The sequence below is a fragment of the Chelativorans salis genome, from assembly GCF_025336525.1.
In the GTDB taxonomy this organism is placed as follows: Bacteria; Pseudomonadota; Alphaproteobacteria; order Rhizobiales; family Rhizobiaceae; genus Chelativorans; species Chelativorans salis.
In genome coordinates, this window is the sequence record NZ_JAOCZP010000001.1 from 1,168,887 (window position 1) to 1,180,846 (window position 11,960).

Here is an 11,960-nt window from a genome sequence, read left to right on the forward strand (position 1 = left end):
CTCAGATCCCGTGGGTCTGCAGCCACAATTCCAGTAGGCCGACCTGCCACAGCGCAGAGCCACGCAGCGGCGTGATGTGGTCGGCGGGCGCGGCGTAGAGCGTATCCAGATACTCCTGGCGGAACAGCCCGCGCTCGCGCGCTGCTTTAGAGCTTAACGCATCACGCACCATATCCAGATAGGGGCCGGCGACATATTTTAGCTGCGGCACGGGGAAATAGCCCTTGGTGCGGTCGATCACCTCGCTCGGGATCACCTGGCGGGCGGCATCCTTCAGGACGCCTTTGCCGCCGCCCTTCAGCTTCTCCTCCGGCGGGATGCGGGCGGCGAGCTCCACGAGCTCGTGGTCAAGGAAGGGAACGCGTGCTTCGAGCCCCCAGGCCATGGTCATGTTGTCGACGCGCTTGACCGGGTCGTCGACCAGCATCACCGAAGAATCGAGGCGAAGTGCGGCATCGACCGGCGTATCGGCGCCCGGCCGCGTCAGGTGACGCGCCACGAGGGCACGGCTGACGTCTTCCTCCGTATGCCACTCAGGCGCCAGCTGCTCCTTCAGTCTTGCGTGCGAGCGGTCGAAGAAGACGTCGGCGTAGTCGCCGACCACGTCGTTGGAGTGCATCAACGGCGGATACCAGTGATAGCCGCCGAACACCTCGTCCGCGCCTTGTCCGGACTGCACGACCTTGATGTGCTTCGAGACCTCCTTCGACAGGAGGTAGAAGCCGACATTGTCGTAGGAGACCATCGGCTCGGACATCGCCTGGAAGGTGCCGGGCAGCGCGTCCATGAGGTCGCTGGAGGGGACGAAAATCTGGTGGTGATTGGTGCCGAAACGCTCGGCGATCATGTCGGAATAGACGAACTCGTCGCCCTTTTCGCCATGAGCCTCCTCAAAGCCGACGGAGAAGGTCATCAGACCGGTCTGCCCGGCCTCGGCCAGAAGGCCGACGATGAGGCTGGAATCGACGCCGCCGGATAAAAGCACGCCCACCGGCACGTCGGCCACCATGCGGCGCTTGACGGCGAGGCGGAGCGCCTCCAGCACGCGGTCGCGCCATTCCTCCGAGGTGAGCGAGGTGAGCGCAGGATCGCGCTCATAGGGCGGGTCCCAGTAGACGCGGTCGCGCTTCGTGCCGTCGGGCTCGATGACACGGATGGTGGCGGGCGGCAGTTTCTTGACGCCGTTGAGGATCGTGCGCGGGGGCGGCACGATGGCGTGAAAGGTCATGTAATGGTGGAGCGCTATGCGGTCGACGGACGTGTCGACCCCGCCGCCGGCCACCAATGCCGGGAGGGACGAGGAGAAGCGCAAGGTGCTCGGCGTCTCGGAGAGATAGAGCGGCTTGATGCCGAAACGGTCGCGCGCCATGACGATGCGGCCGGTGTCGCGCTCGTGCAGCACGAAGGCGAACATGCCATGGAAGCGCTCGACGCATTTCTCGCCCCAGGCATGCCAGGCCTTGAGGATCACCTCGGTGTCGCCGGTGGAGAAGAAGCGGTAGCCCTTCTCCTCGAGCTCGACGCGCAGTTCCGGATAATTGTAGATACAGCCGTTGAAGCAGATGGTGAGACCCAGCTCGGGGTCCTCCATGGGCTGTCTGGCCTTCTCCGACAGGTCTATGATCTTCAGCCGGCAATGGCCGAAGGCCGTGTTGTCGTGCAGCACCACACCGGTGCCGTCCGGCCCGCGCGGGGCAAGGCTTTCCATCATTTTAGAAAGGGCGACGGGTGACGGCTGGCCGCCGTCGAATCTCAATTCTCCGCAAATACCGCACATGAGAAGCGGGGGGTCCCTCTTTAGTCGTTGCACCGGGCGACGTGTTAGTTATAGTTCTGATGATTTGATGTCAAATGAATGGCGTCGCTTATGAACCAACTTTCCGAGAACGCACAGGCTGCCGGCGGGTTCCCGCTGGAGGAGCTGCGCGTCGTCGAGAAGGCCATCCGCCGCATCCTGCGGGCCAGTGACCTGCAGTCGCGGGCGCTCATAAAGGCGATCGGCCTGACGGCGCCGCAGCTCGTCATCCTGAAAGCCATCGCCGCGCTTGGGGAGGTGACGACGACGGTGCTTTCCGCGCATGCCGATCTGAGCCCGGCAACGGTCATCACCATCCTCGACAAGCTGGAGGAGCGCGCGATCATCGAGCGCTACCGCTCGTTGCTCGACCGGCGCATCGTGCACACGCGGCTGACGGATAAGGGAATGGCTCTCGTCGCCAATGCGCCGGAGCCCCTGGGCGAAAATTTCGCCACGCGCTTTGCTGCGCTGGAAGAAGGCAGGCGACGGGAAATCGTGGATGCATTGCAGGCGGTTGCCGATATGATGAGCGCCGAGGACGGGAAGAGCGCGCAGGATGCCGGATCCGACTTGTGGGGATGAGGGCACGCTGCTAGGAGAAGACGCATATGCACCATTCACGTTCGGTTGCCGCCTTTGCCTTTCTCGCCCTTGCCGCAACATCGTACGCCGAGGCTGACGACGCCGAGCCGCTTCCGCCGGGGGTCGAGGCGGCCATCGACGGCTATGCTCAGGAATGCACGGCGCTGGGCGGCACAATGGAGAACGGCGCCGACCGACCGCGCATCCTGACCGCCGATCTGGATGGCGACGGGCGGGAGGACTATGTGCTCGATCCCTCGCCGATGGTGTGTGGCGGGGCGGCAACGGCCTTCTGCGGCAATGGCGGCTGCAACATCGATGTCGCACTCTCAAGCGAAGACTACCAGAACCCGACGCGGATCCTCGGCGGTGTGCCGACGTTCGAGCAGGACGGCACAGTTCTGGAGGTGGAGGTGGACAGCACGAACTGCGACACGACGCCGGACAAGGGCACCTGCATCGCCCGCTATGTCTACCGTTCGGGCGCGCTTCAGGCGACGTATGAACTCGGGGAGACCTAGACCGGATCATCGTTTCAAGGTACCGATGATCCGATCTGCTCCTTTGGTTTGTCGCAATTCCGGACGGAAAACCGGTTGCCACTTTTCCTGCTCTAGCCTGGCGGCAGCATTCCTTCCAGCGTCTCAATGCGGTCGGCCTCGTGGGTGGGCTTGTCCCAGCGGAGCCGGGAGATGCGGGGGAAGCGCATGGCGATGCCGGATTTGTGGCGCGTCGAGCGGTTGAGGCCTTCGAAGGCGACTTCCAGCACCAAGCCGTGGCTCTTGTCGGCGCGCACCGCACGCACCGGGCCGAAACGCTCCACCGTGTTGTCGCGCACATATTTGTCGATCTGCCGGAGTTCCTCGTCGGTGAAGCCGAAATAGGCCTTGCCGACGGGGACGAGCACCGGGTCTTCCGTGGGCCCCGACCAGACGCCGAAGGTGTAGTCGGAATAGAAGCTCGAGCGTTTTCCGTGGCCGCGCTGGGCGTACATCAGCACCGCATCCACGGTGAAGGGATCGCGCTTCCATTTGAACCATGGGCCCTTGGGGCGACCGGGGAGGTAGGGCGAATCCTTGCGCTTCAGCATCACACCCTCGATGACGGGATGCGGCGGGTGGCAGCGCTTGTCGTCGAGCTCCTGCCAGCTTGCGAAGGAGATTTCCGGCGACAGGTCGAAACGGTCGCCGGGGAGGTCCGCCACGAAGGCGGCGAGCTGCGAGCGGCGCTCGGCATAGGGGAGCGTGCGGGCGTCGCGGTCGCCCAGAAGCAGGAGGTCGTAGCAGCGCATGAAGACGGGGTAGTTCGTCAGCATGGTGCGCGAGACCGTCTTGCGGTTGAGCCGCTGCTGGAGGTCGGAGAAGGTACCGGTTTTCTCTCGCGGGTCGCCGACGAGGAGTTCGCCGTCGAGCGCGGCGTCGAAATCCATCGCCTCGATGAGATCGGGGAAGGCGCCGGAGATGTCGTCGCCGGTGCGAGAGTAGAGGCGGCGGACGCCGCCTTCCGCCACCGCCTGCACGCGGATGCCGTCCCATTTCCATTCGGCGGCATAGGCTTCGGGGTCGAGGGTGGAGAAGTCGGCCTCGGCCGCCGGGTGCGCCAGCATGACGGGGCGGAAAGGCGCCTTGGCCGCGTTCTCGGGCTTCGGCCTTTTGCCTTCGAGCCAGGCGAAGAGCTCCGTGTAGGGAGCCGCCAGGCCGTGCCACAACTCCTCGATCTCCTGGACCTCCACGTTGCCGAAGGCGGCCAGCGCCTGCTTGGTGAGACGTGCCGAGACGCCGACGCGCAAGCCCCCGGTGGCGAGCTTTATTGCTGCGAAGCGGCCTGAGGGGGAGAGCTGATCGAGGAGCCGGGCCATCACTGCCGGCGCGTCGGAGCGACTGGCGTGGGAAAGGCGCTCGACGACTTCCGAAAGGGCGGGCGCTTCCATTCCACCGTCTGCTGGCCAGATGAGGGAGACTGTCTCGGCGAGGTCGCCGACATAGTCATAGGAATAGGCGAAAAGCACCGGGTCCACGCGCTCGGTCGTCAGCGTGCGCAGCATCGCCGGCTTGACCGCCGGGAAGTCGAGGCCGCCGGTGAGGGCGGCAAGCCCATAGCCGCGGTCGGGATCCGGCACGGTGGTGAAATAGTCGGTGAGGAGCCTCAGCTTGCCGTTGCGCGCGGGCGTGAGCACCAGCCGGTCGAGGAGTTCGGCGAAGCGTTCCACTATTCCGCCTCGTCCTCGTAGCCGGCGAGGTGCAGCGGCTTGGCCATGATGCCGTTCAGTTCGCACCAGCGCACGAGCGCTTCCTCGCGGCCGTGGGTGACCCACACTTCGCCGGCACCCGTCTCTCGGATGGTATCCGTCAACTCATTCCAGTCCGCATGGTCGGAGATGATGAGCGGCAGTTCGACCCCGCGCTGGCGCGCCCGCTGGCGGATGCGCATCCAGCCCGAGGCAAAGCAGGCAAGTGGATCGGCGAAGCGGCGCGACCAGCGGTCGTCGATGGCCGCGGGCGGGGCGACCACGACGGTGCCGGCGGGCGGGGCTTCGCCTTCCTCCTCCACGGTCGCGGCCTGCAGGGGGCCGAGCGGCACACCGGTGCTCTCGTAATAGGCGCAGAGCTTGGCCAGAGCCCCATGGATGTAGATGGTCTCGCCGTAGCCCGCCTCGCGCAGGAGCGCGATCACGCGCTGGGCCTTGCCGAGCGTATAGGCGCCGACGATGTGCGTGCGTTCGGGAAACTGCTTCAGCGACGTCAGCAACTGCCCGACCTCATGGGTGGGGTCCGGATGGGTGAAGACCGGCAGGGCGAAGGTGGCCTCGGTGATGAAGACGTCGCAGGGGATCGGCTCGAAGGGCGCGCAGGTGGGGTCGCGGCTGCGCTTGTAGTCGCCGGAGGCGACAATGCGGGCGCCGTTCGCCTCAACCGCGATCTGCGCCGAACCGAGGACGTGGCCTGCGGGATGAAAGGTGATGCGCATGCCGTTGATGGAGATCGCCTCGTCGGGCCGGGCCTCCTGCACCGTGCCGGCGAAGCCTTCGCCATAGCGCAGGCGCATGATGTCGAGCGTCTCTTTTGTGGCGAGTACTGCGCCATGGCCGGCGCGCGCGTGGTCGGCGTGGCCATGGGTGATCAGCGCCCGTTCGACCGGGCGCACGGGGTCGATGAAGAACTGGCCTTCCGGACAGCACAGCCCCTCGGGCCGGGAGCGGAGCAGGTCGCGCGCGCTTGTCATGCGGTGAAGATAGGCGTTTTTTGCGCAAGCGAAAGGCGCTTGCAAATTGCTTGCTTCTCCATCATAAGCCGCGCTCGCTTCGCCTGGATTTTCCCCACCTGCATGAACCCGCTCTTCTTCGCCTCCGGCAATCTCCTTGCCGACCGCCGCGCCGGCTACGCTCAGATGCTCTTTTCCGCTGGAGATTTCCGGGCGGCTGCGGAGCTGATGGGCGAGGCGCTGTCACTGGCACCGGAATGGGCGGCCGGTCACTTCCGACATGGCGAGATATTGGCGGAAGCCGGCGACCTCACTGCAGCGACAGAGGCATGGCGCACGGCGCTGCGTCTCGACCATACGGACCGGCTGGGCGCGGCGCTGAAGCTCGAACTTCATGGTGCCCTGCCTGGGCTCGAGGCCGCACCCAGTGCCTTCGTGGAAACGCTGTTCGACCAGTACGCCGGCACCTTCGACGAAGCGCTGGTGGAACGGCTCGCCTACCGTGTGCCGGAGCTCATCTGGGAAGCGCTGAAGAGGCTTGGCCGCGAGCGCTTTGCCCATGCGATCGACCTCGGCTGCGGCACCGGGCTGATGGGCGAGCGGCTGAGAGTCCTCGCGAGCTTTCTGGAAGGGATGGATATTTCGGCAGAGATGCTGAAGCGCGCCGAAGACAAACGCATCTATGACCGGCTCGCACGTAGGGATCTCCTGACGCTCTCTGCCCTCCCCACGGGAGCCGATCTGGTTACCGCGGCGGATGTCTTCATGTATGTGGGGGCGCTCCAGCGCATTTTCGAAACGGTGGCGGGGAACCTGCAGCCGGGCGGTGTCTTCGCCTTTTCGGTCGAAAGCCATGCGGGAGCGGAGGAGATGGTGCTGCGGCCTTCCCGCCGCTATGCCCATGCGCCGGCGCATGTTCGCGCACTGCTGGCCGGCGCCGGCTTCGACATCGCCTCCTTTGAGATCGCCACAATCCGCATAGACCGCGACGAGCCCGTGGAAGGGCTGATCGTGGTGGCTGTGCGAAGGGACGCTGCCGCGGAGGTGGGCGAGATCGTGGCAGCGGTGGAAGCTCCCGAGCGCCCGCCGGCGCATTGAACCGCTTGGCGAGACGTCTGTTCTGCATTAGTTCTAGTCTTCTTGGAACAGATGACCCCCATCGACGGCGATAGCGCCGCTCTTTTGCCCGCGCCGTTCCGGGAGTGGTTTTCCGCGCGCGGATGGACGCCGCGTTCGCATCAGCTCGAACTCCTCAGGCGCACCGGCGAGGGCCGGTCCGCCCTCCTCATCGCCCCCACCGGCGCGGGCAAGACGCTGGCCGGCTTTCTGCCCTCGCTCACCGATCTGGCAGGTAGGCTGAAGCCGAAGCCGGGTGAGCCGCGCCGAGGCGTCCACACGCTCTACATCTCGCCGCTCAAGGCGCTGGCCGTCGACATCCAGCGCAACCTCACGCAGCCGGTGGACGAAATGGGGCTCGACATCCGCATGGAGACGCGCACGGGCGATACGCCGGCGCACAAGCGACAGCGCCAGAAGCACGTTCCGCCGGACATTCTCCTGACGACGCCGGAGCAGCTTGCACTGCTGATCGCGTCTGCCGATGCGGAGCGTTTTTTTGCCGGCTTGAAGTACGTGGTGCTGGATGAGCTGCATTCGCTTGTCACGTCGAAACGCGGGCACCTGCTCTCGCTGGGATTGGCCCGGCTCAGGCGGCTTGCTCCCGGGCTTGTCGGCATCGGCCTTTCGGCCACGGTGGCCGAGCCCGACGCGCTGCGCCGCTGGCTGGTCGATCAGACGCAGACGGCTGCCATGGCCGACATCGTCACCGTTGCCGGCGGCGCCAAGCCTGAGATCACCATCCTGGAGACGGAGGAGCGCGTGCCGTGGTCCGGCCATTCGGCGCGCTATGCCATTCCTGCCGTCTACGAGGCGATCAGGCGGCACAAGACGACGCTGCTCTTCGTCAACACGCGCAGCCAGGCCGAGCTTCTCTTCCGCGAGCTGTGGCACATCAACGAAGACAACCTGCCGATCGCGCTGCACCACGGCTCGCTCGACGTCGCGCAGCGGCGGCGTGTGGAAAAGGCGATGGAGACGAACAGCCTGCGGGCCATCGTCGCCACCTCCACACTGGACCTCGGCATTGATTGGGGCGATGTGGACCTGGTGGTGCATGTCGGGGCGCCGAAAGGGGCGAGCCGGCTTGCCCAGCGCATCGGCCGCTCCAACCACCGTATGGACGAGCCGAGCCGGGCGATCCTCGTGCCGGCCAACCGTTTCGAGGTGATGGAGTGTAGAGCCGCGCTCGAGGCGAACTATCTGGGCGCGCAGGACACGCCGCCGCTGGGCGACGGTGCGCTCGATGTTCTGGCGCAGCACGTTTTGGGGCGGGCCTGCGCCGGGCCGTTCGATGAGGCGGAATTCTTCGACGAGGTGCGAAGTGCGGCAGCATATTCCGGGCTCGACGCGGCCACCTTTTCCCGCGTCGTCGAGTTCGTCGCCACGGGCGGCTATGCGCTGAAGACCTACGAGCGCTATGCCCGCATTCGCCGCATGAAGGACGGGCGCTGGCGCATTTCCCATCCGCGGATTGCGCAGCAGTACCGGCTCAATGTCGGCACCATCGTCGAGGCGCCGATGCTGAACGTGCGGCTGACGCGGCAGCGCGGCGGGGCGATGCGTGGCGGCATGGTGCTTGGCAAGGTGGAGGAATATTTCCTGGAGACGCTGGCGCCTGGCGACACCTTCATGTTCTCTGGGCGCACTCTGCGCTTCGAGGGCATCCGCGAGAACGAATGCTTTGTCACGTCCGCCGCCGGGCAGGACGCCATGGTGCCATCCTATGCCGGCGGCAAGTTTCCGCTCTCCACCTATCTCGCCGGCGAAGTGCGTGCGATGCTGGGCGATCCTGAGCGCTGGCGGGCGCTGCCCGAGCAGGTGGCTGACTGGCTGCGCATCCAGAAGGAGAAATCGGTGCTGCCGCGCCGGCAGGACCTGCTTGTCGAGACATTCCCGCGTGCCAGCCGCCACTACATGGTGGCCTACCCCTTCGAAGGCAGGCTGGCGCATCAGACGCTGGGCATGCTCTTGACGCGCCGGCTGGAGCGGGCGGGCGCACGGCCGCTTGGCTTCGTGGCGACGGATTATTCGCTGGCGATCTGGGGGCTGGAGGATATGGGCGGCATGATCCGCCGGGGGGTGCTATCGCTGGCGCAGCTCTTCGACGAGGACATGCTGGGGGACGATCTGGAAGCGTGGCTGGCCGACAGCTGGCTTTTGAAGCGTACCTTCCGCAATTGCGCGGTCATCTCCGGACTGGTGGAGAAGCGCCATCCGGGGCAGGAGAAGACGGGGCGCCAGGTGACTGTTTCCGCCGACCTTATTTATGACGTCTTGCGCGCCCATGAACCCGACCACATCCTGCTTCAGGCAACATGGCGGGATGCGGCCACGGGTTTGCTCGACATAGCGCGCCTCGGCGAGATGCTGTCGCGCACCCGTGGCCGAATCATGCATAAAGATCTGGAGAGGATTTCGCCGCTGGCCGTTCCCGCGATGCTGGAGATCGGCAGGGAGCCCGTGCCGGGCGGCGCCAGTGAGTCGCTTCTGGGTGAGGCGGCGGACAGCCTGATCGAGGAGGCCATGGGCGGCGCATGACGATTGTGGAGGGGATGGGAGGGGTGCTGCCGGCGGTCGAGATCGCAGTCGCCGGCGAGGGTGCCGTCTGCGATCCCTCGGGGGCGCTTTACCTGCCAGCCGATCGCCTGCTCGTCGTCTCCGACCTGCATCTGGAGAAGGGTTCGTCCTATGCGCGGCGTGGCAGCATGCTGCCGCCCTATGACACAGCGGCAACGCTGAAGCGGTTGGCCGCCGTGATCGACCGGCATCGCCCCGCGGCGGTCGTCAGCCTCGGCGACAGTTTCCACGATGCGGGCGGCGCCGGTCGGATGCCCGAGGCCTTCCGCGAGCGGCTGCTGGCGCTGATGGCGGGGCGCCAGTGGTACTGGATCTCCGGCAATCACGATCCCCTGCCCCCGGAGGGCCTGCCTGGCCACTGGGTGGAGGAACTGGCGGTGGGGAGCCTCATATTCCGGCATGAGCCGTCGCAGGGAGAGGCTGAGGGCGAGATCGCCGGTCATCTGCATCCGGGCGCGCGTATCGTGCGGCGGGGCCGCTCCGTGCGGCGGGCCTGCTTCGCCTCTGACGGCGCCCGCCTCGTCATGCCCGCCTTCGGCAGCCTGACGGGCACGCTCAACGTTCTTGATCGCGCCTTTGCCGGACTGTTCCGCCGCGAGGCGCTGACGGCCTATATGCTGGGGGCCGAGCGGGTCTATCCGATCACCGGGGCCATGCTGCGGCCGGCGTAGCTCGGATCATCGCTTCACGGAATCGTTGATCCGATCCGACTCGTTGTTTTGACGCAATTCCGGTCGGAAAACCGGAATCAATCGTCCCTACGAGGTCTTCGACAACGATTCCTACGTTGTCCATCCGCTTGAGCGCCATGTCCCAGGTGTCGCCTAGTCTAATAACGGACGCTTGAGGTGCCCCCAACACCGGCGGCCATCCGGGCCGGTTCGCTGCTGTCCACATCAGAAGCTCGAATCACGGACCGGCTCAAACCGCCACCCTGTTTTCAAACAGTCTCTTAGCTACTCCTTCCGGAAGATCAGCCGCCCGAGCCAGCCGGTCACGATCGCCAACAGGACGGCGGCGAGGCCGTAGAGAAAGCTCCGTTGGTGCGCGTATTCGAAGATGCGCTGCTCCAGCCCCGCCTTGCGGATGGTCAGCAGGGCCGATGTTTCCTCGACGAAAACGCCGTTGCGGAACAGGAAGGCGCGCGCCCGGTGTGTGCCGACGGGCACGTTGGGCGCCAGGCGCAGCGTGGCGCGAAACAGGTTGCGCGACAGAAACTGCACGCCGCCCGCGTATTCCACATAGAGCCCCCTCGCCTCCTTGCGGGCGCGCAGCGCATTCCTGAACTCCTTAAGGGTGCTCACGTTCTCTTCCGGGTCGAGCGGCTGCAGATGAACGTTCTCCGGGCGCAGCGCCAGCCGCCGGTAGTTGGCGGGGGCGGTGATGTCCTGCGGCTGCCGGGTCATGGCGACGGAGTAGGAGGCCGGCACGTCGCGGAAGATTACCGACTGGGTGTTGATCCACATGCCAAGCACCCGCGTCTTCTTGCGCACCACTACCGTGCGCGGCGGCCCTTCCAGCACCACGACGACATCGTAGCGGCCTTGCCGGCTGATGAGTGGATCGACGTTCTCCAGCGCACCAAATATGGTGAGATTGGCGCCGGAGAAGTCGGCGGTGATGGAGACGCGGTCGGTCGAAAGGCCGATCTGGATGCCTTCGCTTACAGGCTCCTGGGCGTGCGCCTTGCCGGCCAGGGCGGTGACAAAGAGAAGCAGGAGGGCGCGCGGGAGAAGCATCGATCAGCTAGCCCCCGTCGCCAGCGAATAAATGCTTGCCGGGCGCACGAACAGATCGAACGCCAGCCGCAGCGCAACGGCCAGCACCAGCACCGCCAGCAGAGCGCGCAACTGCTCGCCGCGCAGCCTCTGGCCGACCCGCGCCCCATACTGGGCGCCTGCCACTCCGCCCACCATGAGCAGGAAGGCGAGCACGACATCCACCGTCTGGTTGGCCGTCGAATGCACCACCGTGGTGAAGGCGGCGACGAAGATGATCTGGAACAGGGACGTGCCGATGACGACGTTGGTGGGTACCTTGAGCAGGTAGATGAGCGCCGGCACCATGATGAAACCGCCGCCGACACCCATGATCGAGGCGAGGAAGCCGATGATGGCGCCAAGCCCCAGCACCGGAATGATGCTGACGAAGATCTTTGAGGCGCGGAAGCGCATCTTGAGCGGCAGGCGGTGGATCCAATTGTGCTGGCCGGGGCGGCGGAGCGAGGCGACCTGGCCGCCCCTGGCGCGACGGATGGCACGCACGCTTTCGACGAGCATCAGGCCGCCGACGGAACCCAGAAAGGCCACGTATAGCAGCGAGACGATGAGGTCGAGCTGGCCCAGTCTGCGCAGGTAGGCGAAGACGTAGATGCCGATGGACGACCCGACGACACCGCCGGCGAGAAGCACGCCGCCCAGCTTCATGTCGAGGGAGCCGCGCTTGAAATGGGCGAGCGCGCCGGAAAAGGAGGAGGCGATCACCTGATTGGCGCCGGTCGCCACCGCGATGGCGGGCGGGATGTTGTAGAAGATCAGGAGTGGTGTGATGAGGAAGCCGCCGCCGACGCCGAACATGCCGGAGAGGAAGCCGACCGCGCCGCCCATGGCGAGCAGGACCACCATGTTGACGGACATTTCCGCGATCGGGAGATAGATGCCCACCCGCGACACCTGGGATTGTT

Annotated in this window: 10 protein-coding genes; 5 read left to right on the plus strand and 5 right to left on the minus strand. The window is 65.9% G+C overall.

The annotated features are described in order from the left end of the window. Position 1: 1 nt before the first annotated feature. The gene (locus N5A92_RS05460; protein ID WP_260900876.1) at positions 2 to 1,777 is read right to left on the minus strand and encodes an N-acetylglutaminylglutamine amidotransferase; all 1,776 of its coding nucleotides are present in this window, start codon (positions 1,775 to 1,777) and stop codon (positions 2 to 4) included. A gap of 90 nt (positions 1,778 to 1,867) precedes the next feature. Between N5A92_RS05460 and N5A92_RS05465 the strand changes: the two genes are divergently transcribed. Together N5A92_RS05465 and N5A92_RS05470 are read left to right on the plus strand one after the other, a co-directional pair. Further along, positions 1,868 to 2,380, plus strand: coding sequence for a MarR family winged helix-turn-helix transcriptional regulator (locus N5A92_RS05465; protein WP_260900877.1), 513 nt, complete (start codon positions 1,868 to 1,870; stop codon positions 2,378 to 2,380). A gap of 26 nt (positions 2,381 to 2,406) precedes the next feature. Next, complete coding sequence (locus N5A92_RS05470) at positions 2,407 to 2,901, plus strand: hypothetical protein (protein ID WP_260900878.1); 495 nt, start codon at positions 2,407 to 2,409, stop codon at positions 2,899 to 2,901. Between the two features lie 92 nt (positions 2,902 to 2,993). Here the strand turns inward: N5A92_RS05470 and N5A92_RS05475 are convergent, their stop codons facing one another. Continuing rightward, positions 2,994 to 4,589 (minus strand): cisplatin damage response ATP-dependent DNA ligase, encoded by a 1,596-nt coding sequence (locus N5A92_RS05475; protein WP_260900879.1) that lies wholly within the window; start codon positions 4,587 to 4,589, stop codon positions 2,994 to 2,996. Continuing rightward, the gene (locus N5A92_RS05480; protein WP_260901014.1) at positions 4,589 to 5,602 is read right to left on the minus strand and encodes a ligase-associated DNA damage response exonuclease; all 1,014 of its coding nucleotides are present in this window, start codon (positions 5,600 to 5,602) and stop codon (positions 4,589 to 4,591) included. The genes N5A92_RS05475 and N5A92_RS05480 overlap by 1 nt, the downstream gene beginning before the upstream one ends. Before the next feature lie 102 nt (positions 5,603 to 5,704). Here N5A92_RS05480 and N5A92_RS05485 point away from each other — a divergent pair, with 102 nt between their 5' ends. The 3 genes from N5A92_RS05485 to pdeM are packed head-to-tail and all read left to right on the plus strand — an operon-like array spanning position 5,705 to position 9,948. Continuing rightward, a complete protein-coding gene (locus N5A92_RS05485; RefSeq protein WP_260901015.1) occupies positions 5,705 to 6,679 on the plus strand; it encodes a class I SAM-dependent DNA methyltransferase in 975 nt (324 codons plus the stop codon). Positions 6,680 to 6,730: 51 nt separating this feature from the next. Then, a complete protein-coding gene (locus N5A92_RS05490) occupies positions 6,731 to 9,238 on the plus strand; it encodes a ligase-associated DNA damage response DEXH box helicase (RefSeq protein ID WP_260900880.1) in 2,508 nt (835 codons plus the stop codon). Then, a complete protein-coding gene (gene pdeM, locus N5A92_RS05495; RefSeq protein ID WP_425248529.1) occupies positions 9,235 to 9,948 on the plus strand; it encodes a ligase-associated DNA damage response endonuclease PdeM in 714 nt (237 codons plus the stop codon). Before N5A92_RS05490 ends, pdeM begins: the two co-directional genes overlap by 4 nt. A 285-nt stretch (positions 9,949 to 10,233) precedes the next feature. On the opposite strand, the gene N5A92_RS05500 is transcribed toward pdeM, so the two are convergent. Further along, positions 10,234 to 11,016, minus strand: a complete 783-nt coding sequence (locus N5A92_RS05500; protein ID WP_260900881.1) for a TIGR02186 family protein — start codon at positions 11,014 to 11,016, stop codon at positions 10,234 to 10,236. Between the two features lie 3 nt (positions 11,017 to 11,019). After that, positions 11,020 to 11,940 (minus strand): sulfite exporter TauE/SafE family protein, encoded by a 921-nt coding sequence (locus N5A92_RS05505; RefSeq protein WP_260900882.1) that lies wholly within the window; start codon positions 11,938 to 11,940, stop codon positions 11,020 to 11,022. Between the last annotated feature and the right edge of the window lie 20 nt (positions 11,941 to 11,960).